The organism is Streptomyces bauhiniae (assembly GCF_004784475.1).
Taxonomy (GTDB): domain Bacteria; phylum Actinomycetota; class Actinomycetes; order Streptomycetales; family Streptomycetaceae; genus Streptomyces; species Streptomyces seoulensis.
The window spans coordinates 504,196-527,250 of record NZ_SRRT01000002.1; the positions used below are offsets into that span (position 1 = coordinate 504,196).

At 71.7% G+C, this 23,055-nt stretch carries 27 protein-coding genes; 12 read left to right on the forward strand and 15 right to left on the reverse strand.

The window, feature by feature from the left end:
* The first annotated feature begins 1 nt into the window (after position 1).
* Positions 2 to 481 carry an HIT family protein gene (locus tag E5083_RS07575; protein WP_135784816.1) on the forward strand — a complete coding sequence of 160 codons (480 nt, stop codon included), beginning with the start codon at positions 2 to 4 and terminating at the stop codon, positions 479 to 481.
* A gap of 60 nt (positions 482 to 541) precedes the next feature.
* Here the strand turns inward: E5083_RS07575 and E5083_RS07580 are convergent, their stop codons facing one another.
* The 6 genes from E5083_RS07580 to E5083_RS07605 form a co-directional block, all read right to left on the reverse strand.
* Entirely contained in the window at positions 542 to 1,384 is an 843-nt protein-coding gene (locus E5083_RS07580; RefSeq protein WP_135784817.1) for a hypothetical protein, read from the reverse strand.
* A 376-nt stretch (positions 1,385 to 1,760) separates the two neighbouring features.
* On the reverse strand, positions 1,761 to 2,468 hold the full coding sequence (locus E5083_RS07585; RefSeq protein WP_135784818.1) for a glycosyltransferase family 2 protein: 708 nt from the start codon (positions 2,466 to 2,468) through the stop codon (positions 1,761 to 1,763).
* Complete coding sequence (locus tag E5083_RS07590) at positions 2,465 to 3,091, reverse strand: class I SAM-dependent methyltransferase (protein ID WP_135784819.1); 627 nt, start codon at positions 3,089 to 3,091, stop codon at positions 2,465 to 2,467. The genes E5083_RS07585 and E5083_RS07590 overlap by 4 nt, the downstream gene beginning before the upstream one ends.
* Positions 3,088 to 3,849, reverse strand: coding sequence for a PIG-L deacetylase family protein (locus E5083_RS07595; protein WP_135784820.1), 762 nt, complete (start codon positions 3,847 to 3,849; stop codon positions 3,088 to 3,090). Before E5083_RS07595 ends, E5083_RS07590 begins: the two co-directional genes overlap by 4 nt.
* Positions 3,846 to 4,838, reverse strand: a complete 993-nt coding sequence (locus E5083_RS07600) for an acyl-CoA dehydrogenase family protein (protein WP_244317416.1) — start codon at positions 4,836 to 4,838, stop codon at positions 3,846 to 3,848. The genes E5083_RS07595 and E5083_RS07600 overlap by 4 nt, the downstream gene beginning before the upstream one ends.
* Before the next feature lie 65 nt (positions 4,839 to 4,903).
* The gene (locus tag E5083_RS07605) at positions 4,904 to 5,356 is read right to left on the reverse strand and encodes an SRPBCC family protein (protein ID WP_135784821.1); all 453 of its coding nucleotides are present in this window, start codon (positions 5,354 to 5,356) and stop codon (positions 4,904 to 4,906) included.
* Positions 5,357 to 5,526: 170 nt separating this feature from the next.
* Here E5083_RS07605 and E5083_RS07610 point away from each other — a divergent pair, with 170 nt between their 5' ends.
* A complete protein-coding gene (locus E5083_RS07610; protein ID WP_135784822.1) occupies positions 5,527 to 6,300 on the forward strand; it encodes a histidine phosphatase family protein in 774 nt (257 codons plus the stop codon).
* An 81-nt stretch (positions 6,301 to 6,381) separates the two neighbouring features.
* Here the strand turns inward: E5083_RS07610 and E5083_RS07615 are convergent, their stop codons facing one another.
* The gene (locus tag E5083_RS07615) at positions 6,382 to 6,615 is read right to left on the reverse strand and encodes a hypothetical protein (RefSeq protein WP_135784823.1); all 234 of its coding nucleotides are present in this window, start codon (positions 6,613 to 6,615) and stop codon (positions 6,382 to 6,384) included.
* Between the two features lie 13 nt (positions 6,616 to 6,628).
* Here E5083_RS07615 and E5083_RS31130 point away from each other — a divergent pair, with 13 nt between their 5' ends.
* Together E5083_RS31130 and E5083_RS07620 are read left to right on the forward strand one after the other, a co-directional pair.
* Entirely contained in the window at positions 6,629 to 6,787 is a 159-nt protein-coding gene (locus E5083_RS31130) for a hypothetical protein (RefSeq protein WP_167513487.1), read from the forward strand.
* Positions 6,788 to 6,929: 142 nt separating this feature from the next.
* A complete protein-coding gene (locus tag E5083_RS07620) occupies positions 6,930 to 7,586 on the forward strand; it encodes a class I SAM-dependent methyltransferase (RefSeq protein WP_135784824.1) in 657 nt (218 codons plus the stop codon).
* Between the two features lie 24 nt (positions 7,587 to 7,610).
* Here the strand turns inward: E5083_RS07620 and E5083_RS07625 are convergent, their stop codons facing one another.
* Positions 7,611 to 7,958, reverse strand: coding sequence for a DUF3140 domain-containing protein (locus tag E5083_RS07625; RefSeq protein ID WP_135784825.1), 348 nt, complete (start codon positions 7,956 to 7,958; stop codon positions 7,611 to 7,613).
* Between the two features lie 145 nt (positions 7,959 to 8,103).
* On the opposite strand from E5083_RS07625, the gene E5083_RS07630 reads away from it, so the two are divergent.
* Positions 8,104 to 8,658, forward strand: coding sequence for a DUF4126 family protein (locus E5083_RS07630; protein ID WP_135784826.1), 555 nt, complete (start codon positions 8,104 to 8,106; stop codon positions 8,656 to 8,658).
* Positions 8,659 to 8,729: 71 nt separating this feature from the next.
* Here the strand turns inward: E5083_RS07630 and E5083_RS07635 are convergent, their stop codons facing one another.
* Positions 8,730 to 9,161, reverse strand: coding sequence for a MarR family winged helix-turn-helix transcriptional regulator (locus E5083_RS07635; RefSeq protein WP_135785263.1), 432 nt, complete (start codon positions 9,159 to 9,161; stop codon positions 8,730 to 8,732).
* Between the two features lie 85 nt (positions 9,162 to 9,246).
* On the opposite strand from E5083_RS07635, the gene E5083_RS07640 reads away from it, so the two are divergent.
* Entirely contained in the window at positions 9,247 to 10,107 is an 861-nt protein-coding gene (locus E5083_RS07640; RefSeq protein WP_135784827.1) for an alpha/beta fold hydrolase, read from the forward strand.
* Positions 10,108 to 10,370: 263 nt separating this feature from the next.
* On the forward strand, positions 10,371 to 11,576 hold the full coding sequence (locus E5083_RS07645; protein WP_135784828.1) for a cysteine desulfurase-like protein: 1,206 nt from the start codon (positions 10,371 to 10,373) through the stop codon (positions 11,574 to 11,576).
* A 35-nt stretch (positions 11,577 to 11,611) separates the two neighbouring features.
* Here the strand turns inward: E5083_RS07645 and E5083_RS07650 are convergent, their stop codons facing one another.
* Positions 11,612 to 12,268: a class I SAM-dependent methyltransferase gene (locus tag E5083_RS07650; protein WP_135784829.1), complete on the reverse strand. Its 657-nt coding sequence runs from the start codon at positions 12,266 to 12,268 to the stop codon at positions 11,612 to 11,614.
* 203 nt (positions 12,269 to 12,471) lie between these two features.
* Here E5083_RS07650 and E5083_RS07655 point away from each other — a divergent pair, with 203 nt between their 5' ends.
* On the forward strand, positions 12,472 to 13,161 hold the full coding sequence (locus tag E5083_RS07655; RefSeq protein ID WP_135784830.1) for an HAD family hydrolase: 690 nt from the start codon (positions 12,472 to 12,474) through the stop codon (positions 13,159 to 13,161).
* A gap of 6 nt (positions 13,162 to 13,167) precedes the next feature.
* On the opposite strand, the gene E5083_RS07660 is transcribed toward E5083_RS07655, so the two are convergent.
* Positions 13,168 to 13,533 carry a hypothetical protein gene (locus E5083_RS07660; protein ID WP_135784831.1) on the reverse strand — a complete coding sequence of 122 codons (366 nt, stop codon included), beginning with the start codon at positions 13,531 to 13,533 and terminating at the stop codon, positions 13,168 to 13,170.
* An 83-nt stretch (positions 13,534 to 13,616) separates the two neighbouring features.
* On the opposite strand from E5083_RS07660, the gene E5083_RS07665 reads away from it, so the two are divergent.
* The gene (locus E5083_RS07665; protein WP_135784832.1) at positions 13,617 to 14,804 is read left to right on the forward strand and encodes an FUSC family protein; all 1,188 of its coding nucleotides are present in this window, start codon (positions 13,617 to 13,619) and stop codon (positions 14,802 to 14,804) included.
* Between the two features lie 9 nt (positions 14,805 to 14,813).
* On the opposite strand, the gene E5083_RS07670 is transcribed toward E5083_RS07665, so the two are convergent.
* Positions 14,814 to 16,040, reverse strand: a complete 1,227-nt coding sequence (locus tag E5083_RS07670; protein ID WP_244317417.1) for a serine/threonine-protein kinase — start codon at positions 16,038 to 16,040, stop codon at positions 14,814 to 14,816.
* A 258-nt stretch (positions 16,041 to 16,298) separates the two neighbouring features.
* On the opposite strand from E5083_RS07670, the gene E5083_RS07675 reads away from it, so the two are divergent.
* A complete protein-coding gene (locus E5083_RS07675) occupies positions 16,299 to 17,531 on the forward strand; it encodes an acyl-CoA dehydrogenase family protein (protein WP_135784834.1) in 1,233 nt (410 codons plus the stop codon).
* A 19-nt stretch (positions 17,532 to 17,550) separates the two neighbouring features.
* On the opposite strand, the gene E5083_RS31135 is transcribed toward E5083_RS07675, so the two are convergent.
* Complete coding sequence (locus E5083_RS31135) at positions 17,551 to 17,691, reverse strand: hypothetical protein (RefSeq protein ID WP_167513488.1); 141 nt, start codon at positions 17,689 to 17,691, stop codon at positions 17,551 to 17,553.
* A 122-nt stretch (positions 17,692 to 17,813) separates the two neighbouring features.
* Here E5083_RS31135 and E5083_RS07680 point away from each other — a divergent pair, with 122 nt between their 5' ends.
* Together E5083_RS07680 and E5083_RS07685 are read left to right on the forward strand one after the other, a co-directional pair.
* Positions 17,814 to 20,363 (forward strand): YncE family protein, encoded by a 2,550-nt coding sequence (locus E5083_RS07680; protein ID WP_135784835.1) that lies wholly within the window; start codon positions 17,814 to 17,816, stop codon positions 20,361 to 20,363.
* A gap of 153 nt (positions 20,364 to 20,516) precedes the next feature.
* Positions 20,517 to 20,981, forward strand: a complete 465-nt coding sequence (locus E5083_RS07685) for a VOC family protein (protein ID WP_135784836.1) — start codon at positions 20,517 to 20,519, stop codon at positions 20,979 to 20,981.
* A 51-nt stretch (positions 20,982 to 21,032) separates the two neighbouring features.
* Here E5083_RS07685 and E5083_RS07690 read toward each other — a convergent pair whose 3' ends face one another.
* Together E5083_RS07690 and E5083_RS07695 are read right to left on the reverse strand one after the other, a co-directional pair.
* Positions 21,033 to 21,521, reverse strand: coding sequence for a hypothetical protein (locus tag E5083_RS07690; RefSeq protein WP_135784837.1), 489 nt, complete (start codon positions 21,519 to 21,521; stop codon positions 21,033 to 21,035).
* 68 nt (positions 21,522 to 21,589) lie between these two features.
* Entirely contained in the window at positions 21,590 to 23,002 is a 1,413-nt protein-coding gene (locus E5083_RS07695; RefSeq protein WP_135784838.1) for a short-chain fatty acyl-CoA regulator family protein, read from the reverse strand.
* Positions 23,003 to 23,055 lie beyond the last annotated feature (53 nt).

Genomic DNA, 23,055 nt, shown 5'->3' on the forward strand with positions numbered 1-23,055 from the left:
CATGACTGGTGACTGGCGGATGGATCGGATCGGCGCCGCTCTCCGCGGTCAGAACCCGACCGTGCTGCGACGGCTTGAGGCGGGGTTCGCGGTGATCGGCGACGTTCAGTTCCTGCCGGGTTACTCGGTTCTCCTCGTGGACGAGCCAGGTGTTCAGCGGCTGTCTGATCTGCCGAGAGCGAGGCGGCTGTCGTTTCTGTCCGACATGGACCGGCTCGGAGAGGCCGTCGAGCGCGTCTGCCGACGCCTGGACCCCGACTTCCGCCGGGTCAACCTGGAGATTCTCGGAAACACCGACCCATTCCTGCATGCCCACGTCTGGCCACGGTACGAGTGGGAGCCGGCCGAGTTGGTGGGCAAGCCCGTGTGGCTGTATCCCGGCGACCGGTGGAGGGACGAGGGATTCAGGCTGGGGCCGCAGCATGACGTGTTGCGGGACAAGCTCGGGAGCGAACTGGATGTGTTGCGTTCGATGGGCTGACGGCGGACACGGCTCGGGCCACGACCGCAGACGGCACCGTCCTCCTCATCGCGGGCGCTCTCACAGATGCTTGTTCTCAGGTTGGCTGTGCAGCCGCGTTTCGTCATGGCGCGCCTGTATGCGCGCGATGACGCGCTCCTGTCCCAGCTTCTTGGCCCGGCGGAGCTTGGCTTCGGCGACGAGCATGGGGACCCAGAACAACCAGCCCCACAGACTAAAGTCCAGCACTCCACTCCACACCAGTGCCTTGTTCAGGCCGAACGACGCGACGAACGTCAGCACATACGCCTCTACCCGGTGCGCGAGAATCAGGCGGAGCGGCGCGTTCCGGGCCCCCTGCAGCAGCTCAACCGCAGCAGCAAGTTCAGCGGCCTGGAGGTCTTCCCCTGTGTCCTCCTCGGCCTCACCACGAGCGGCTCGCCGCAGCGCGTCGGTGACCAGCACGCTCTGCTCCGCTGTGGCTGCCTGCTGCGCTTGCCCTTGAACAACAGCTACGTTCAGGTCGTCCCAGTAACCCCGCCCTGCCCAGCCCGTCGCATCATCGACTCGCCGGCGTTCGGTTGATCCGGGTGGGGCCAGCTCTTCAATTCTCTCCTGCAGAGCCACCGCACGGCGCGCCCGCCCCGGGTGATCGAAGGAGTCCGAGCGAAGGCACAGCTCCAAGTACGACACCAAGAGTCCGAGATCGTCCGCTGCCAGTGCGAGGCCCTTGCGATACGCGGCCTCGGCCTCACGATCGTGGTCCTCCTCGTCTTCCGCGGCATGTGCCTGTCCCAGCCAGCGGTAGAGAACCGCATCCGGTCCGCACTCCTCGAGCCCCGCCTCTGCCGCTGCTCTCACAGCCTCATAGCCACCCACGGCGAAGAGCTCCGAGCATCTCTCCACGTACTGCTGCCGTTCCACGTCCCCACCCCAGCCGTCCGAGCAATCACCTTCCGGTGTACTCAGTGCCGGTGTCAATCGCGGCTTGATCACGAAAATCAGCGCTCACCTGCACGGTCTGCCAGACGACAGGGCCAGGACGTACCGGAGGGCGAGCTGGACGCCGTCGTGCGTGACGAGCAGGACCCGGCGGCCGGGCCCGCCGCTACCCAACGCTTCCCTGTCCCGCTGGCCCACCGGGGGCGACACCGCCCACCTGAAACTCTACGGTCCGTCACTGGTCGGCAGTGGCCCGGGGCTCGGCCCCGCAGGGTGTCGGTACGGGTCGCCGATGCCCGGCACCGACGAACTGCCGTAAGCCTGAGCCCCCTACGGCGGTAACGGCCGCGCCGCAGCGTCAGGCATCCGTGGTGCCGGCCATCTCCGACAGGTAGTGGCCGAAGCCGTCGTGGGCGCGGGGGTGGAGGCGGGGGGAGGTCAGGACCGGGCAGGTGGCGGTGCGGAGGACGCGGTGGCCGCGGTGTTCCAGGGCGTGGACGAGGGCCCTGTCCTCTCCGGTGGTGAGCGGCGGGAAACCGCCGGCGTCGAGGTAGGTGTCGGCGGCGAAGCCCAGGTTGGCGCCGTGCACATGCGGGTGGATCCAGGGGGCGCCGGTCGGTGGCCGCGTCTTCTCGTACAGCGCGAGGTGCGGCGCGGCCAGCGGCGAGGACGGGGGCAGGGTCACCGTACCCACGACGGCCTGCCAGCCCTCCCGTGCGTGGGCGAGCTGGTGGGCGAGCCAGCCGGACGGGACGACGCTGTCGGCGTCGGTCGTGGCGACCCACAGGGCGGAGGGCCCGGTGAGGCTCCGGTCGAGCGCGTGCCGGACGCCGGCCGCGCGGGCCAGGCCGGGGTTGCGGCAGTCGGTGCGGACGACCAGGGCGCCGGCGTCACGGGCCACCGCTTCCGTACGGTCGCGGCAGGCGTCGGCCACCACCACCGTCAGCACCTCGACGGCGGCCAGATCGGGGTGGCGGGCGGCGCGGGCGAGCGCCGTGAGGGCGGCCGGGAGCAAGCGTTCCTCGTCATGGGCGGGGACGACGACCGCGAGGGTGGCCGGTCTCATGCCAGCCCTTCGCGAGCGGCGACCCCGGGGGGCGTACGGCCGTCCGGGCCGGTGCGCTGGTGGACCTGGAGGACGAAGTCCTCCTCGCGGTGGTCGGCGAGCAGGGCGAGTCCCGGCTGCGCGTCGAGGCGGCGCGCGACACCGGTGCCGGTTCTGAGGTGCTCGGCCACCGGATGGTTCCAGTGGACGGTGACCAGCGTGCCGGCCGGTTCCAGGGACCCCACCGCTCGCTCCAGCAGCTCGTCCAGGGTGCTGTCGTCCAAGTAGTAGAGGAGTTCGGAGAGTACGACGAGGTCGAAGGAGCCGTCCGGCCACTCCCCGGGCACCAGCATCCGGCGCACCGAGACGTTCGGCAGACCGGCGGTGCGCTCGCGGGCGGTCTTGACCGCCGACTCGACCCGGTCGCAGGCGAGTACGGCGTCGCAGCGCTCCGCCAGGCGGACGGTCAGCTCACCGACGGAGCAGCCCGGCTCGAACGCGCGCCGGTAGCGGGCCATCGGCAGGGCGGCGACGGTGAGGTCGTACTTGCGCCGCTCGTACCACCGCTCGGCCAGCCGCCACGGGTCCGGGGCGGCGCGGTACATGCCGTCGAAGTACGCGTCGGGGGTGCGGGGGCGGGTCATCCGAACACCACCTCCCAGCCGCGCAGATGGTGGGCCACCTCGTCCGGGGGCAGCACCGCGGCGTCCTGCGGCGCGTCACCGAGCGGCCGGATCTGGGTGACGAACCGGTCGACGGCGGCGCGCTTGCGGGCTTGGGTCTCGGGCGGCAGGTCGATCCGGGCGGCCCGTTGCCAGGGCACTCGGGTGTCTCCGGGGCGGGCCCAGTGCCACAGCCACACCGGGTACAGCCGGCACGGCACCGACACCGCACGCGATGCGGCCAGCGCGGAGCGGCCCGCCGCCTCGTGATCGCCGTGTACGTCCCCCGTCCACGGCGCGAGGCAGAGCGCGGCGTCCGGCAGCAGGGCGGCCAGTTCGCCCGCCAGGCGGTCCTCGTGCCGGGCCACCCCGGTGTCGGGCAGCCGCAGCCGTATGACCTCCGCCTGCGATGCGCCCAACTCCCCGAGCGCGTCACGTAGTTCACCGGCGCGCAGCTCGGCGAGCCGGTCGGGGGTCAGGCGGGTGGAGCCGGGGTGCGACCCCTCGCCGTCGGTGACGGACACCACGGTCAGGGCGACCCCGGCCGCCGCGAGACGGGCGAGGGTTCCGCCGACGCCGAGGACCTCGTCGTCCGGGTGGGCCGCCACCACGACGACCCGCCCCGCCGTCGGCAGCGCGTATTCCGGCATCCGGTCCCAGCCGTCCCAGGCGCGCCACTCCCGCTCGTCGGTGCCGGGGGCCTGGATCGGGTCGGCGTAGCCCTCGGCGGCGGCGCTCATCGGTCGGCTCCGTCACCGCGGCACACCAGGGCGCCCAGGGCGGCCAGATCCCGTTCGGCGTGGTGCTGGCGTACGTAGACGGCCAGGTCGGCCGTGGCGCGTGCGTGCCGCTCGTCGTGGCACAGCGGCCCGGCGCCGGTCGCCCGGCCCACCCGGTCCAGCACCTCGGCGCACACCTCGGCCAGGAGTGCCCGTACCCGCAGGGCGCGCAGCGCGGCCGTACCGGCCTTGTCCAGCGGGTCGGCGTCGATCTCCTCGGCCGCCCGCGCCAGTGCCGCCCCGGCCGTGTGCAGCCGCAGGTCGACCGCGCCGGCGTGCGCGTCGGTGAACGGGTCGGCGCGCCGCCCGGCCCGCTCGAACAGGACGCGGGCCACGGCCTGGGCCCCGCCGTACCAGCAGGCGGCCACGCCCACACCGCCGTGGTGGAAGCCGGGGCGGCGCAGGTACGCCTCCACCCCGCCCACCGGGGTGGCGGGCACCGCGGTGAAGCGGACGTCCGGACTGTCGCTGCCGGCCATGCCGACCGCCTGCCACGTCCCGGGCACCGGGCGGCAGCCGGGACCGTCCTCGGGAGCGGGGTCACCGGTGCGCACCGCGAAGAGCCGGCGTCCGTCGTCGGCGAGCGCGGTGACCAGGGCGTGCGTGCAGACGTGCGCCCCGGAGCAGTACTGCTTGACCCCGTCGAGCACCCAGCCGTCCGCCGTACGGGTGGCGGTCAGTCCGGAGCCGGGCGGTTCGGCCGCCCACACGCCCCAGTACTCGCCGGGGCGCACCGGCTCTCCCTCCAGCTCGGCGAGGATCGCCACCGCGTCCAGATGCCCTTCCGCCAGCCGGGCCGTGCACAGGTCCTCGCGTGCGAGCCCTGCCAGCGCTTCGAACCGGGCGGCGGTATTGCCGCCGCCGGGCAGCGGGCAGTCCACCTTCCCGGCCGCCAGCGCGTCGGCGTACCGGACGAACGCCTCGGCGGGCGGGGGAAGCACATCATGCATGAAGGGCACTCCTTGCTCGTTCGTCCTGTGCCGGAACTGGTCCGAGGGACGACGTCGACGCGGGTTCAGACCTCGCCGCGCCACTGGCCGGTCGCGGCGCCGCCGCGCCGCTCGATGAACTCCTTGAAGCGCTTCAGGTCGCCGGTGGCCTGGCGCTTGACGAAGCCGAGCTTGTCGCCGACCTTCTCGGTCAGACTGTCCGGGGCGTAGTCGAGCTGGAGCATGACCTTGGTGGTGCCGTCGTCGATGCGGTGGAACGTGACGACTCCGGCCTGCCGGGCCTCCCCGCCGACGCTGGTCCAGGCGACCCGCTCGTCGGGGATCTGCTCGGTGATCTCCGCGTCGAACTCCCGCTCCACTCCGCCGATGCTCGTCTTCCAGTGGGTGAGGGTGTCGGTGCGCTGCTCGATGCGCTCGACACCGTCCATGAACTCGGGGAAGTCCTCGAACTGGGTCCACTGGTTGTAGGCGTCCGTCACGGGGACGCGAACCTCGATGGACTCTTCCACCTGCGACATGCGCTTCTCCTTGGCATGAGCCGACCCTCCGGGGCCGGCCGGGCTGACGTTGATCTACCTTCTTGCCAGGATCGCGGCATGTAAGGCTTGTGGCGTGTCGAGGGGGCTCGATGAGGGAGGCCAGGAGGGCGTGCCCGCCGTTCCCGGCACCCGCGACAAGGAGCATCTTCATGACGGCAGAACCGCGAGCAGTGCCCCGAGGCGGGTCTCAGCCGGCCGGTTCGGTCCCCCCGCTGGTGCCACCGTGCGGTCTGGGCGCGTTGTGGGCGGTCCGGCACGGCGAATCCACGGCCAACGTCGCCTTCGCCGCCGCGGCCGTCTCGCGTTCCACCGAGCCGGTCACCGGGCGGGACCGGGACGTGACTCTCTCGCCCCTGGGCGTGCGCCAGGCCGAGGCCCTGGGCGGATGGCTCGTGGGCCAGGACCGCGAGAGGGGCCCCGACCTGGTGGTGTGCTCGCCCTACACGCGGGCCGGCCAGACCTGGCAGGTGATGCGGGAGTTCGCCGCCACGCAGGGCGGTCCCGTCGTGGAGGCAGTCGTCGACGAGCGGTTGCGGGACCGGGAGACGGGCGTCTTCGAGCTGCATCCGCCCACCGCCGTGCGGGCGCGCAATCCGGAGGAGGCCGACCGCCGGCGCCTGCTGGGGGAATGGCACTACCGGCCTCCGGGCGGCGAGGCCCTCACCGATGTGGCGCTGCGCGTACGGCAGTTCCTCACCGACCTCTCCCAGGCCGCGCCCGGCCGCCGCGTCCTGCTCGTCACACACGACGGCGTCCTGCTCGCCCTCCGGTACGTCCTGGCCGGGATCGGCGCGACCGCCCCCGGACACCTCCCGCCCGTACCCAACGCCTCCCTGTCCCACTGGCACACCGACGGCCGCACGCTACGACTGCACACCTGGGGCGACACCGCCCACCTGGCCGGCGAAGCCGGTCGTGACTGACCGGAACCCGACTCCTGCCCCAGACTTCCGGCGAGCAGCTCAGCCCGACGGTTCTCCGGACGCGCCAGGCTCCGCCGGCCGTTACTCGTCGGCGGTGGCCCGGGGCTCGACCTCGCAGTGGTCGATCTCGTCCACTCGTCCGGAGCCGGCGACGGGCAGCCGGACGGTTGCCTTGTCCTCGGCAGGCACCGATATCTGATCGGAGGCGTCGCCCAGATGCGAGCCGTGCTCGTCCAGGAAGGTCACCTTCACGGTGAACAGGCCCTGGCGTCCGTTCGGATTCCTGACCTCGACTGTCGCGTACGGGTCGTCCACGCTCGCGCATTCGATGAGCTCGGCGGTGCCGTCCTTCAGGGCGTGGGCCCTGCCACCGGAGGAGGCCGTGGGGGTGGAACGGCTGCCCGGCCGCGAACGGTACGTACCGCCGTCGCTGCCACCGGTACTCGCCCCGAGGTCGTACGCGCCACTGCTGGACGAACCGTCGTAGGAATCGTCATCACCGTACGGGTCGCTGCCACCCTACTTACTGCGGGACCTACCCACCGCGGCCATAGCTTGCGTACGACGCGACACCGCGCAATGTGCCCAAGGACTCCGCCGGCCCAGTGCCCTGGCCTAGGGTCGCCCGCATGGCTGAGCACTCCTATCTGACCGCTGTCCGAGACTCGTACGACACGGTCGCCGTCGATTACGTCGAACGCGTGCCGCCGCCCGCCGCGTTGGACCCGTTGTCCCGCGCGATGCTGGCGGGGTTCGCCGAGTTCGTGCGGGCGGATGGGCTGGGGCCGGTCGCGGATCTGGGGTGCGGCCCCGGCCGGGTGACGGCGTACCTGGCCGGGCTGGGGGTGCCCGCCTTCGGCGTCGATCTGTCGCCGAGGATGGTCGAGTTGGCCCGGCATGCCTATCCGGACCTGCGGTTCAGCGAGGGCTCGATGACCGCGCTGGAGACGGGGGACGACGAGCTGGGCGGCATCCTGGCCTGGTACTCCACGCACCACACGCCCCCGCGGTGGCTACCGGCGGTGTTCGCCGAGTTCCACCGCACGCTCGCGCCCGGCGGGTACCTGCTCTGGGGCGACTACGTCGGCGAGGAACGGCTGCAGCCGTCTCGGGGGTACGGCCGACCGGTGTCCTACGAGTCGTATCTCCTGCCGCTGGGCCGCGTGGCCGACCTCTTGAAGCAGGCCGGCCTCGCCGTCACCGCGAGGCTGGAGCAGGAGCCCGGCGGACGAGTGAACCGGCGCACGCTTGCCTGCTGGCCCGCAAGCCGCCGAGGGCGGCGGTGAGCCTGTCATCGTCACCCGCCCCCCTCACTTGAGCGGGTCGTGTCCCCAATTCATCAAGGAGTACCGCCACTTGGTGTCGGAGACATCCCCGCTGGGACGCTGCTTGATGTGCCGGTGCACATAGCCGACGACCTTGCGCATGTGGGCCAGGTCATCGTCGGAGAGGTCGCTCTTCCTGGTGCGCAGCAGATCGATGATGCGGCGACCGGAGGCGTGCCCCACGCTCTCGCCGTCGTCGCCGCTGTGCTGTCCGACCTCGTTCGACTCATCGGTCCCCAGCCACTTCTCCAACTCGGCCGGCGTCATGTTCACCGCCTCGTTGAACTCGGCGATGGTGCTCTTCCTGTCGTCGTCCTGCTTCTGGGCGGCCATGCCAGCATCCTTACGCGCACGGGAAGAGGGCGCACGGCGGTGACGCCGGACGTGCGACGCCAGAAGTGGGCCCGGCCCTTGATCGGGGAGCCCTCTGCGCGAACCGTGCGATTCGAACGAAGCGCTGCGGGGAACCCGGCGTGCCATGACTCGTGCCCATGTCTTCGGCCGTACGCCAGACTCGACCGAGCCGGCCGGCGCCGCTTGGGCGCGTGCCGGTCTGATCGGAGCCGCGACCGGGCTGCGCAGTACGTGGGGGCTGGCGGCGATCGCCTGGACCGCTGGGCCCTCCGGTGACACGTCCGCCGCCGCGCTGAGGCGCCCCTGGGTGCGCGGCGCAACGCTGGTGGCAGCCATGGCGGAACTCGTCGCGGACAAGTCACCACTAGTTCCCAGCCGTCTCTCTCCGGCAGGTCTTGGCCCACGGCTCCTCATAGGAGCCGCTCTCGGCGCAGCGCTTTCCGAGCGCCGAGCGGGCGACAGGACGCCACTGGTGACGGGAGCCGCGATCGGTGCCGCTACGGCCTTCGCGTCCGCGGCTGCCGGAACACGTTGGCGCCGGACGGCCGCGGGCCCGCAGCGGGCTTGGACCGACCCGATGGCGGCAGCCGTGGAAGACGTGGTGACTGCCGCCCTCGCGTGGGCCGCCGCTTGTGCTCCGGCGGCCCAGGAGTCACTCGGCTACGGAGCTGCTCGCTGATGCCGGTGCCACGCTGCCCCTCGAAGGCCGGGCCCAGACTCCGGCACGCGTAAATGCACCCTGCCCCCGCCTCACAGCCCCGCTCGCTCGGTGGACTCCAGGACCGCCGTCAGGAAGCGACGTACCGTCTCCAGCTCGGCCGCCTCGAACCCCTCCGCCGCTGCCACCACCCCGCCGATCACCGGCCCGAAGAAGCTCCATCCCAACTCCGTTGCCTTCTCCTGCACCTCCAGGAGTACGCGTCGCCGGTCCGCCGTGTCCCTGTTGCGCCGGACCAAGCCCAGCCGCTCCAGTCGGTCCACGAGAGCGGTGGTCCCCGCGGAGTTGAGGCGGAGTTGCTCGCCGAGCCAGCCGGGGGTGGCGCGGGTGTCGGTACGGGCCGCGTCCAGCAGGTGGATCAGGGCGCGTACGTCGGTGGGGTGCAGCCCGTTGCGCGCGGCGAACTCGGCTCCGAGCAGGTCGAACTCCACGGTGACCGCGCGCAGTAGGTGAACCAACCGCATCGCCGGGCTCTGATCGTCCACGGAAGCTCTCCCTCACGGCGTAATATCTCGCTCAACGAGATTATCGCTCATCGAGAGGGATAGCGTGTCATCTTCCGAGTTCGACCTTGCGTACGACGAACTGCGCGCCCGCTGGCCCGCCTCCGCCGAGGAACGCGACGTCGCCACGCCGTACGGGCCCACCCGAGTCCATGTGTACGGCCCCGCCGACGGCACCCCGCTGGTGCTGCTGCCCGGCGGCTCCGCCACCGGCCTGGCGTGGTTCGCCAACGCACCTACTCTCGGCGAGAGTTACCGGGTCCACGCGGTCGACCTGCTGGGCGACGCCGGCCGCACCGTACGCCAGGGCAGACCCCTGAAGACCGCCGCCGACCTCATGGCCTGGCTGGATGCGCTGCTGGACGGGCTCGGGCTCGCCCGCACCCACCTGTGCGGGCACTCGTACGGCGCCTGGCTGGCCGTCAGGTACGCGCTGCACGCGCCCCAGCGGGTCGATCGCCTTGCCCTCATCGACCCCACCCAGGTCTTCGCCGGCTTCCGGCCCGGTTACCTGCTGCGCGCGCTGCCCACGCTGGTCCGCCCGAGCGAGGGCCGCGCCCGCGCCTTCCTGGCGTGGGAGACGGGGGGCATCCACCTGGACGAGACCTGGCTACGCCTCTACGCGCTGGCCACCATAGTTCCCGGCCGAAAGCTCATCGCCGGTGGACGCCCTCCGACCCCCGACCTCCGCATGCCGGTGCTGGTCCTGCTCGCGGAGCACAGCCGCGCCCATCGCGCCGGCAAGGTCGCCGAGAGGGCCCGGCGGACGCTTCCGCAGGGCGAAGTCGCACTGCTCCCCGGCGCCACCCACCACTCCCTGCCCTTCACCGCCCCGAAGGAGCTGAACGACCGGCTGCTGGATTTCCTCGCCCGTGACCGCGAGGACAGGGGCACCGCGGCCCGGTGACCGGAGCACGGGCGGTTCCCCGCAAGACGGTGGGCGCCTCCGCCGACGACGCCTTCAAGGTGGTACTCGCCGACGCGGACTGCCCCGCTTGCTCGGCGCGCCAACCTGGCTGACGGTCGTCCCCGGACCGGCCCCGCTGGTCGCCACTGCCCCTGTGCGGACGGCCTCGGAGTCGTACTGCCAGTTGACAGGCGCCCTGTCCGGCGACGGCAACCATCTGCGACGATCCAGTCGGCCCGCCCCCGCGATCCAAGGACCCCTCCGTGACCTACGACGTCACCGCCCTACGCGCCCAATTCCCCGCCCTCAAAGCCGGCATCGCCCACTTCGACGGCCCAGGCGGAACCCAGACCCCGACGCCCGTCATCGAGGCCATCGCGAGCGCTCTCACCAGCCCCCTGTCGATCCGGGGCACAGTCGCCCCCGGCGAGATCAACGCCGAGCGCATCGTCGACGACTTCCGGCACGCGATGGCCGACCTCCTGAACGCCGACCCGGCAGGCATCGTCTTCGGCCGCAGCGCCACCCAGCTCACGTACGACCTCGCCCGCACCCTCGCCGCACAGTGGACGCCGGGTGACGAGGTGATCGTCTCCCGGCTGGACCACGACGCCAACATCCGCCCGTGGATTCAAGCCGCGGAACGGGTCGGCGCGATCGTCCGCTGGGCGGAGTTCGACCCGGCGACGGGCGAGCTGCCCCCGGAAGCCGTCGGCGCGCTGCTCACCCCGCGCACCCGGCTGGTCGCCGTGACCGGCGCCTCCAACCTGATCGGCACCCGCCCCGACCTCCCCGCCATCGCGTCCCTGGTGCACGAGGCCGGCGCGCTGCTCCACGTCGACGCCGTCCACCTGGCCGCGCACGCCCGCGTAGACGTACGTCACCTCGGCGCCGACTTCGCCGTCTGCTCCCCGTACAAGTTCTTCGGCCCCCACCACGGCGTACTCGCGGCCGACCCCGCGCTCCTCACCACCCTGCGCCCGGACAAGCTCGCCCCGTCCAGCAACGCGGTCCCCGAGCGCTTCGAACTGGGCACCCTGCCGTACGAGGCGCTGGCCGGTACCACCGCGGCCGTGAATTTCATCGCGGACCTCGCCCCGACCCCCCAGGACACCAGGCGGGCCCGGCTCCAGGCGGCCTACGCGGCGATCGAGACCCACGAGAACGCGCTACGCCAGACCGCGGAGGCCGCCCTGTACGCCCTGGACGGAGTGACGACGCACTCACGCGCGGCGCACAGAACCCCCACCCTCCTCCTCACCTTCCGCGACCGCCCCGCCCAGGCCGCCTACCACCACCTCGCCACCCTCGACATCCACGCCCCAGCAGGCTCCTTCTACGCCCTCGAAGCCTCCCACCACCTCGGCCTCACCGACACCGGCGGCCTACGCGTGGGACTGTCGCCCTACAACAACACGGAGGACGTGGAACGCCTGGTCACGGGGGTGACCGAGTTCCTGAAGAGCTGAGCGTCCCAGGGGCAACGTATATCGTCGCGGGCCGCTCAGGGCTGCTTCCACACGAGCGTGTATCGCCAGAACAACCGCCGTCGCAGCCGTGCGCCCGGAAGGACGTCCCTGACTTCCCGGACGACGTCGGCAAAGGTCATGTCCGCTGAACGAGTGAGGGCCGTCATAGAGACGGGCCTCCGTGAGGGACGCCCTTTGTTCTTCAGCCAGCCCATGGCGACGTTGGCCGGGATGGCGACAACGCCGAGCAGGTGGTCGACAGGGGTCTGGGCGCGGAAGAGGCCGACGATCACCAGGGTCCCTCCCGGAGCCAGGTGACGGCGGAAACGGGTGAGCGCCTGGCTGAACGGCAGGTGGTGGATGGTCGCGACGCACGTGATGACGTCGTATGGGCCCGCAGGAAGCCCGGCTGTCGCATCCGCGACGGTGAGGGTGACGGGGAGCCCGGATGGAGTCAGCTTCTGGGCCTGGCCGGTCATCACCGGATCGGAGTCGACGGCCTCCACGCTGTCGGCTCGTCCGGCCAAGAGCCTCGCAAGATCACCGCTGCCGGAACCGACGTCCAGGACACGGTCGAAGCGCCTCGGCAACTGCCGCAAGATCCAGCGATGGTAGTGGGCGTTGTGATCCCAGGGATGAGCGGCGTTGAACCGTTCGAGAGCCCGCAGGACACGGGGCGACAAGATCTTCACCGTTCCAGTCCATCAAATCCCTGCGGCGCACGGACCGCGTTCCACAGCAAGCGGCGAAGCCGGCCGGGGTGATCTTTCCCGGCATTACGCGGTCACCTGCTGGAAAGCGGGGTACCCGGTGTGGATGCCGGGCCGATGACCACCATGAGTGGGCGCCGCCCGGGCAACGCCGACAGCAGGTGTGACGAGAGGATGTGCGCCCCATGCCCCCCACCGACGCCCAAGACACGACGCGGGCCGCCGTGTTCGATGTGGACGGCACTCTCGTGGACACCAACTACCTGCATGTGGCGGCGTGGTGGGAGGCGTTGCGGCAGGCGGGGCATGATGTGCCGTCGCAGGCGATTCATCGGGCCATCGGGCTGGGGGCGAGTGATCTCGTGGAGCATCTGCTGGGCGCGGAGCGGGCGCGGGAGGAGGCGGAGGCGCTCAGTGCGGCGCACAAGACGTTGTACGGGCAGTACTTCGGGCGGCTGACGGCGCTGCCGGAGGCCGGGCGGCTGTTGCGGCGGCTGGCGGACGACGGGTGGAAGGTCGTGCTGGCCACGTCGGCGGGCGGGCAGGAGCTGTCCGCCCTGCGGACCGCGCTAGACGCCGACGAGGCGATCAGCGGCATGGCGAGCGCCGACGACGTCTCGGCGGGCAAGCCCGCGCCCGAGCCGGTCGAGCAGGCGCTGGAGCTGGCCGGGGCGGCACCCGAGCGATCGGTGTTCGTCGGGGACACCGTGTGGGACATGCAGGCGGGCAGCCGGGCCGGGGTCACCTGCATAGGGGTGCTGTGCGGCGGAATTCCCCGCGAGGACCTGGAGAAGGCCGGCGCGGACGTGGTGTACGACGGCCCGGACGCGCTGCTCGCCTCCCTCGCGCAGAGCCCCCTGGGGCGCTCTCACTGAGACGCGTCACTCACGTTGCATGGCCTGGCGAGCCGCAAGATGGCCCGCGATCTTGAACGCCCGTTCGTGCGAGCCGAACGTATCGGCGCGGGCCCGCCGCAGCACCACCCGAGCGGCGACGACGACTCCGTGCTCGGGCAACCGCAACTGCTCCTCGATCCCCCTGGCAGCAGCCGCGAAGAAGCGGGGCAGGTCATCGGCGGGCTCGTACTCCACCGTGAGATCCCGAGCCACCTCGAAGACGAAACCCTCCGCGGCGGGCTCGAAATCCACCTCGATCCCCGCGAACTGTGGCGCGCAATTCTGCTTCATGTGCAGCACCCGTACGCCACGGATCGGATACGGCGGGAAGCGGCGCGGCACTGACGTCATGCGCGAACGCTACCCCCGGTGTGACGGGCGCCATCCGCATACCCGCCGCGCCTCGGGTTACCTGCCCGAACAGTACGGATGCAATGGGCAAGAGGTTCGAGGCGAAGCGCATGGAGTGGTTGCGGAGCTGTACCGCGTGGGTGAAGCGGGCATGGAGCACGCCGGGGCATGAGCGCAATACGGCGCTGCTGGTCGGGAAGAGCGCGCTGGCGGCAACGCTGGCATGGTGGATCGCGTACGACCTGCTGAACGCATCGTCGCCCGCCTTCGCGCCCTTCTCCGCCGTGCTGATCATGAACGCCACGGTCTACAAGTCGGTATGGCAGGCGCTTCGCTACACGGCCGCGGTCACCGTGGGCGTGGCCGTCCAGGCGGCCATCGGGTTCCTCGCCGGGCCGGATCTGTTCGCGTTCGTCCTGGTCGCCGTCATCGCCCTGTGCATCGGCCGTTGGCCCGCCCTGGGCGAGCAGCGCTCCCAGGTCGCCACCGCGGCCTTCTTCGCCTTCTCCACGTACGCCACCGCGACCACCACCAGTGACAAGGTGAACCAGCTCGGGCAGATCGTCCTGCTCGTCCTCATCGGCTGCGGTCTGGGCGTACTGGTGAACCTCTGCATCGCACCCCCGCTGCGGTACCGCAGCGCCGAGCACGGGCTCCAGATGCTGGCCGGGCGGATCGCGACCCTGCTGGACGACATGGCCGACGGCCTGTGCACCGGCGACGTGGACGCGGACCGGGCCGCCAAATGGCGCCGGGCCGGTGAGAGCGCGCAGCACGCGGTCGGGCAGGCGCGCGCGGGGCTGCACACGGCGGAGAACAGCCTCCCCCTCAACCCCCGCCGCCTCCTGCCCGCCCACCGCGGCTACCTGGGCTTCGACCGCTACCGGCAGAGCGTCGACGCGCTGGAACGGGCCGTGTACCAGCTCGGCTCCCTGACCCGGAGCCTCGGCCGCTGGCGCGAGACGGAGGACACGTACACCTACTCCCCCGCCCTCAAGGCGTACGCGGATTTCGCCGCCAGTCTGCGCGACATCGCGCTCGTCATCGCCAATCTCGACAGCGACACCCTGGCCGAGCAGGCCGAAGAGATGTGCCGGCTCGCGACGACCGCCCAGGAAGCCCTGCAGAAGGTGCTCGGCGCCGCCCAGGACAACAACCTGCCCCTGTCCGACGCCTCGCGCCCCTACGGCGTCCTCGTCGTGGAGGCCACCCGCCTGATGGAGGAGTTCCAGAACACCTGCGACGCGCTGAAGGACACCGCTGAGGAGTAGAAGCCCGGCTCACGCACCCACGTGGTAGCCGGGGGCGTTCATCAGGAGTACGGCGTCACGGGAGTCGGCGCTGGAACTGCCGGTCCAGGCGAGGCAGTACACGGAACCTGGATCGCCCCCTGTGGACGGCTGGGAGATGACGTTGACGGTCTGCAGGGTGGGCGGGCCGCCGCACAGGCGGTTGATGTCCTTGACGTAGGACGCCGAGCCGATGGCGCAGATGGCCTTCTTGGACTCGCAGCCTCCCTGGCCGTCGGGTCTTGTAGGTGACGGCAGGCAGGTGGCGGAGGGGGCCTCTTGACCCTTCAGAGTGCCTGCCGCCTTGCTCGGGAGCGTACCGTCCCGGCCCTGCTCCGCGATCCAGTACGTGCCGGCGGCGGCCACCACGAACCCGGTGACGGCGGCCACGGCCACGAGCCAGGTCCGGCGGCGGGTCGCTTTGCGGCGGGCGACGGCCCAGGCGGGGTCGTCCTCGACGGGCGGCAGGTCCGCCCAGGCGGCCGTCATCACGTCACCCGCCAGGGTCGCCGGCTCAGCCCCCAGGACCTGGGTGCTCTGGGCGGCGAGAAGCTCCGTGCACCGCCCGGCCAGCGCGGCGGCGGTGGGCCGCTCCTGCGGCGCCTTGGCCAGCGCGGACAGCACCCGCGCGGCGACCGCGTCCGGGGCGCCGGTGCCGAACGGCAGCCGTCCGGTGGCGGCGTAGGCGACCAGCGCTCCCCAGGCGAAGACGTCCCCGGCCGGGCCCGCGGCGCCGGTGCGGTAGCCCTCCGGGCTGATCCAGCCCGCGGTGCCGGTCATCACGCCGGTCCGGGTGACGGAGGTGCCGTCCAAGGCGTGGGCGATGCCGAAGTCCAGTACCCGAGGGCCGTCCGGGGCCAGGATGACGTTCCCCGGCTTCACATCGCGGTGCACCACCCCGGCCGCGTGGACGGCGGCCAGCGCGGCCGCGGTCCCGGCCGCGAGCCCGTACAGCGGGGCCCCGGACAGCGGGCCGTGCGCCGCGAGGTACTCGGCGAGGGTGGGACCGGGCACGTACGCGGTGGCGAGCCAGGGGACGGCCGCGCCGGGGTCCGCCGCGAGCAGCGGCACCAGGCAGGGGCCCGTGACCCGCCGGGACACCTCGGCCTCCCGCTTGAACCGGGCGCGGAACTCGTCGTCGTCGGCCTGCGCCGGGTGGACGACCTTGACCGCCACCCGCCGCCCCTCGGAGTCCAGGGCCGCGTGGACCGTACCCATGCCGCCCGACCCCAGTCGGCCGATGACCCGGTACGGGCCGATCCGGGCCGGATCACCGGGCCGTGAAGGATGAACACGCTCGGACAACGGAGCCCCCCGGCAAGCAGATCCGGCCCGCGTCGGCCGGAACCGCAACCCTCTCACGCGCCCTTCCGTCCCTGTGGGTTCGGTCACTCGGGATCTTCGGCGAGGTCTACGCGTATGACATCGCGGGCACCGGTGAGCAGCACGCATATCCTGGGGAGAAGAGGGGTCGTCATGACCGGACAGCAGCAGCGTGACCACGAGTGGCCGGCCGTGACGGTCCACGAGGCGGACCCGGCGGCCGTGGAGGCCGACTTCTACCACGTACGCGAGACGGTCGGCCCCGAGGACCAGGAGCTGCTCGCGACGGTGCGGGAGTGGGCGGGCAAGAACCTCGCCCCCATCGCGGACGACTACTGGGAACGCGGCGAGTTCCCGCACGAGTTGATCCCGCAGTTGCCCGGACTCGGCATCGCGGGGCTCCAGTTCAGGGGGTACGGCTCGCCCGACCGGGGCGCCCTGGTGGCCGGGCTCGTGAGCATGGAACTCTCGCGCGTCGACCCCTCGTTCGCCACGTTCCACGGTGTGCACAGCGGGCTCGGCATCGCCTCCATCATGGAGTGCGGTTCCGAGGAGCAGAAGCAGCGGTGGATACCGGAGATGCTCCGCTGGGAGCGGCTGGCCGCGTTCGCCCTGACCGAGCCCGACGTGGGCTCCGGTACCTCGCGCGGGCTGACCACCACCGCCCGGCGCGAGGGCGACACCTGGGTGCTGAACGGGCGCAAGAAGTGGATCGGCAACGCCACCTTCGCCGACCTGGTGATCGTCTGGGCGAAGGACGAGGCCGACGGCGAGGTCAAGGGCTTCGTCGTGCAGCAGGGCGCCGAGGGCTTCACCCCGCACCGCATCGAGGGCAAGGTCTCGCTGCGTACGGTGCAGAACGCCGAGATCGAGCTGCGCGACGTACGGGTGCCGGAGGCGGACCGGCTCCAGGAGGCGAACTCCTTCAAGGACACGGCGAAGGTGCTGCGGGCCACGCGGCTCGGCGTCTCCTGGAACGCGGTGGGCTGCGCGATGGGCGCGTACGAGGCCGCCCGCGCCTACACCCTGGAGCGCGAGCAGTTCGGCAAGCCGATCGCCGCCTTCCAGCTCGTGCAGGACCAACTCGCCCGCATGCTGGCCGACATCACCGCCTGCCAGACCATGAACGTGCGGGCGGCGCAGCTCCAGGACGCGGGCCAACTCACCGACCAGCAGGCGTCCATGGCGAAGATGTTCAGCACCACCCGCACCCGCGAGGTCGTCGCCCACGCCCGCGAACTCCTCGGCGGCAACGGCATCCTCCTCGACCACGAGGTGGCCCGCTTCTGGGCCGACGCCGAGGCCCTCTACTCCTACGAGGGCACCCGCGACATGAACTCCCTGATCGTGGGCCGTGCGGCGACGGGGATCAGCGCGTTCGTCTGACGCGGTCAGCAGCCGGTGCTCAGCGGGCTGAACCGCAGGCGGGCGCGGTCGTGGCGGCGAGGGCGTCGGTGTACGCCGTGTGGGTGACCCGGTACCAGGTGTCGTCGACGGTGCGGACGTGGTTTCCGGCGCTCGTGTGCGTTTCTCCGGTGCCGCCCAAGCAACCGCCCAGTCCCGCCGTGATCAACGCCGTCGCGCCCCAGCCTGTCGGCGTACAACCAAAAGGACAGGTCAGCGGTCTCATGGGCGTCCGGCTGACTGCCCCCCTTTCCCAGGAGCACCATGCGCCTCAAGCAGGTCTCGCTCGCGGCGGCGATATCCGTCGTCGCGGGGCTGACCACCGCCGCCGTCGGCCTCACCGGCCCCCTCGCCCGGGCCGACGGCGCGAACACGTTGCCGTTGTCGCACTACGCCCACCTGGTGGTCGACGGTGCGCACCAGCACCTCTTCTTCAGCCAGGGCGCCGGCACGCCCGGCATCGTGGTGACCGACCTGTCCGGCGACCCCGTCGCCACCGTCGACGGCGAGCAGGGCGCCGACGGCCTCGCACTGTCCGCCGACGGCAGGACGCTGTACGCGGCCCTGACCGACGGCGACGCGATCGCCGTCATCGACACGGCGACGCTCACCGAGACCGCCCGCGTGGACACCGGCACCGACAGCGCCCCGGTCTCCGTCGCCGTGGCCGGCGGCAAGGTCTGGTACAGCTACACGGACGCCGACGGCAAGGGCACCGTCGGCTCGCTGGACCCCGCCGACCCCGCGCCGACCGCGCAGCCCGCCATGCCGCACTGGTCCGCCGCCCCGCTCCTCAGCACCGGCGGCGGAGTGCTCGCGGTGCAGGGTGCCCAGTCCTACATGACCCTCGTCGCCACCTACGACGTCTCCTCCGGGACCCCCTCCCCCAAGGCCGACATGGGCCTCGGCGGCAACGCGACGGGCCCCGTCAAGGTCACCGCGGACGGCACGAAAGTCCTCGTTCCGCAGTCGGCGTCCGTGTACGTGTACAGCACGGCGGACCTCAGCTCCGCCACTCCCCGCGGGTACTACACCGGCGGCGTGAACTCCTCCCCCGACGCCGTCGCGGTCGACTCCGACGGCACGATCGCCCTGGGCGCCCCTTCGGGCTCGGGCGCGGGCGCCTACGTCTACGCGGCCGGCCAGACCGCCGAGAACCACTTCACCTTCCCGGCCGGCACGGTCGCGCCCGACGGCCTCGCCTGGGGCACCGACGGCCGCACGCTCTACGCCGTCACCGGCGGCAACGGGTCGTACCACCTCGACGTGCTCGGCGACGCCAAGCTCACGGACACCGAGCTGTCCCTCAACTCCCCGTCCCCGTACGCGATCCCGACCCAGCGGTTCACGGTGAACGGAACGGTGGGCGGCCACGGCTTCGTACCGGCCGGCGCCACGCTGAAGGTCACCCGCGACGGCATCGGGCTGCCCGACGCCACGGTGGGCCCGGACGGCACGTTCGCCATCACCGACACCCGTCAGGACGAGGGCGGTTACAGCTACGAGGTGTCCTACGCGGGCGACGCCACGCACCGCCCCGCGACCACCTCGCTGACGGTGTGGGTCTCCAGGATCGGCACCACCATCCCGTACCCCGAGTTCAGTTCGGTCGCGCCGCACAAGGTGGCGTTCACCGGCACGGTCATGACCGACCTGAGCCGTGGCCCCTTCGCGCAGGGCACCGCCGTCCAGGTGACCCGGACGAACGAGGACACCCACGAGTCGACGAGGCTCCCGGATGCCCCGCTGGACCCGGCCACCGGCGACTTCGCGGTCACCGACGACCCGGGTACGGCCGGACAGTTCACCTACAGCCTGTCGTTCGAGGGCGACGCCACCCACCAGCCGGGCGCGAACGACATCAGCACCGTCATCTCTCCCTACGCCCCGCAACTCACCCTGAAGGCCCCCGCGTCCGCCCCGCGCGGCGCCGCGCTGAGCTTCAACGCCCGGCTGGGCGACGGCCCTTACGGCAGCGGCGAGACGGTCACCGTGACCCGTACGGACGCGGCGCACACCACGACGCCCGTGACCTGGAAGGCCCCCGTGGCCGCCGACGGCACGATCACCGTCAAGGACACCCCGTCCACCGGCGGCGCCAACACCTACACGGTCGACTACGCGGGCGACGGGGGCCACCGGGCCGCCACCGCCTCCGCGACCGTCCAGGTCTCGCGCGCCACCACGAGCCTGACCGTGGCCGCCGACGCCTCGACCTACGCGTACAGCGCGACGGCCACCGTCACCGCCCACCTGGGCACCACGTACAACGGCCGTACGGTCTCGCTCTGGGCCACACCCGCCGGCGGCAAGAAGACGCTGGTCAAGACGGGCACCGTGGACAGCAGGGGCAACCTGAGGGCCACGTACAAGCTCACCCGCAGCACGACGTTCACCGCGTCCTACGCCGGTGACCACCGCTACGCCCCGGCCACGGCCACCCGTGCCGTGAGCGGTCAGGTGAAGGTCGCGCAGGCCCTCAGCGGCTACTACACGAGCGCCAAGTACAGCGGCACCACCTACCGCGTCTACCACCGCAAGACGCGGCCGACGGTGACCACGACCGTGTCGCCGAACAAGTCCGGCCAGTGCGTGAAGTTCCAGGCCCAGCGGTACTACAGCGGTGCCTGGCACACGCTGAACACCTCGGGTTGCTTCACGCTCGGCGCCAAGAGCGCCGTGTCGTCGAAGCTGAGCCTCTCGAACGCGGTCGGCCAGAAGTTCCGGGTCCGCTCGGAGTACGTTCGCGGCTCCAAGGGCACGACCAACGTGAGCACTTGGGGCGGCTGGCAGTACCTGACGGTCCGGACCTGAGAGCCCGGCGTACGCGGTGCGGGTGTACGCCACGGTGGTCCCTGGCCGGCGTCCGGGTGCGCCGTCCGGGCCGAGCGCTCCGTCCGGGGATACGTTCCGGGTGGGGCGCTCGGTCGTGGGCGGCCTCGGTCGTACGGAGAGGGAGAGCACAGCGTGGCGATTCAGCGGATGGACAACGTCGGCATCGTCGTCGAGGACATGGACGCCGCCGTCGCGTTCTTCGAGGAACTCGGGATGGAGGTGGAGGGCCGGGGGGAGGTCCAGGGCGGCTTCGCCGACCGGTGCACCGGACTCGACGGCGTCCACTGTGACATCGCGATGCTGCGGACCCCGGACGGGCACAGCCGGCTGGAGCTGGCGAAGTACCACAGCCCCGAGGTGATCGACGGCGGGCCGCGCGACCGGCCGCACAACATCCTGGGCACGCACCGGGTCATGTTCGCCGTGGACGACATCGAGGACACCGTCGCCCGCCTGCGCCCGCACGGCGGTGAACTCGTGGGCGAGATCGCCCGGTTCGAGGACAGCTATCTGCTCTGCTACCTCCGGGGACCGGAGGGGATCATCGTCGGCCTGGCCGAGCAACTGCACGGGCGCGCGGCTGAGGAACGCGGATGAGGCACGATCCCGACTCTTGCCTGCTCCCCTCGTGACTCGCCACTTCGGCGGTCAGTAACGTTCGCCGCGTTGCCTGCGCTCGCGCATCCAGGCGTCCCAGTCGGCCGGTGGGTAGGTGGCCTGGGGTGCGGCGAGGGCGACATCGATGGCGATGGAGATCTCCGCGGCGAAGAAGCCGAGGTCCCGGATCAACTCCATTGCCCGTACGGTGGCTTCGCCGAGGGGGCGGGCCATGCGGTCCGCGCCGGAGGGAAAGGACACCAGATACTTGCGGGCCATGTTGAGCGTGTGGTCGGCCCGTTCGTCGAAGCCGAGGACGGAGTAACCGGCAGCCAGGGCGACTTGCTTCCGCGCCTTGGCCATCTCTCCCGCCAGGTCCCTGACGCCGCGCAGCGTCTGCGCGGGGCTGCCGGCGGCGGTGTCCGCCAACGTGCTTGCCCGGGGCTGCTCTTCCAGCCGCTTGCGATCGGACTCCAGCAGGACGTGCGCCTCCTCCAGCGCATGGGCGACACGCTCCAGCTCGCGCAGATCCAGACCCATCCGGTGTCCTCTCCATCAACCAGGCGTACGCAGAGTGTACTTGCGAACACGCACCGGCACCCTGGTAATCACGTGGCGGTCTCCTCGCTCTCGACCGGGTACGGCACGAACGTGCTGCTGTTCTGGTCGATGAGCAGCGGGCGCCCCAGCGGGGGCACGGCGCGCTGGGAGCAGTCGAGACGGTCGCACACCCGGCAGCCCACGCCGATGGGGGTGGCGGCGGAGGCATTGGTGAGGTCGAGCCCGTCGGAGTAGACCAGCCGGTGGGCGTGCCTGACCTCGCAACCGAGGCCGATCGCGTAGGTCTTACCGGGCTCACCCCAGCCGCCCCGGTGCCGGGTGACAGCCCGCGCGGTCCACAAATAGCGCTGGCCGTCGGGCATTTCGGCGACCTGGACGTGGATGCGACCGGGTGCGGCGAAGGCCTCGTAGACGTTCCACAGCGGGCAGGTGCCGCCGGCGCGGGAGAAGTGGAAGCCGGTCGCGGACTGGCGCTTGGACAGGTTGCCGGCCCGGTCGACCCGTACGAAGGAGAAGGGCACCCCGCGCAGGCGCGGGCGTTGGAGGGTGCTCAGCCGGTGGCATACCGTCTCGTGGCCGAGGCCGAAGTGGTCGGTGAGGCGCTCGATGTCGTAGCGGGCTTCCTCGGCCACCGTGTGGAAGGCGGTGTAGGGCAGGATCAGCGCGGCGGCGAAGTAGTTGGCGATCCCGATCCGGGCCAGAGCGTGGGTGGGTGATCCGGGCGGGAAGTCCTCGGCGGCCAGCCGGTCGAGGTCCTCGCCGTGTTCCAGCAGGGCCAGTTGGGTCGCCATGCGGAAGGCGCGCTGACCGGGCCGCAGCCGTGCGGACAGATGCAGGGTGCGACTTCCGGCGTCGTAGCGGTGGAGTCGTTCGCCGGGCTCGGCGGCCAGGTGGATGCCGTGTGCCTGGGCGAGTCTCGCGGTGAGGGCCCCGGTCACCTCCCCCGGCCGGACGCCGATCTCGGCGGCCAGCCGCTCGGCGGCGCGATCGGTCTCGTGGAGGTAGTTCTGGCGGCGGTAGAAGAAGTCGCGGATCTCCTCGTGGGGTGAGGTGACGGCCGCCCGGTCCCGGTCCCTGCCGTCCGCCGCTCCGGCCAGGCGCTCGGAGAGCTGCTGGTTGCTTCGGCCGAGGTCGAGCAGCACCTTGGCGACGCCGGGCAACCGGGCCGCCAGGTCGCCGAGGTCGGCCGCGGAGATCCGGGACTCGGCGATCTCCCCGGCGAGCGCCTCGCGGAGGTCGGCGAGCAGGCGGGTGGTGTCCCGCTCGGAGAAGAACCCCGGATCGACGCCGAACGCCTCGGTCAGCCTCAGCAGCACCGGGACGGTGAGCGGCCGGGAGTCGTGCTCCATCTGGTTCAGATAGCTCGGGGAGATACCCAGGACGCGGGCGAGGTCAGCCTGACTCATCCGCCGTTCCTCGCGCAGCCTCCGCAGCCGCGCGCCCGCGTACGTCCTGCCCATCGAACCGCCCCTCCGCGCCAAGATCCGACCCGCGTCAGCGTACGGGAACAAGC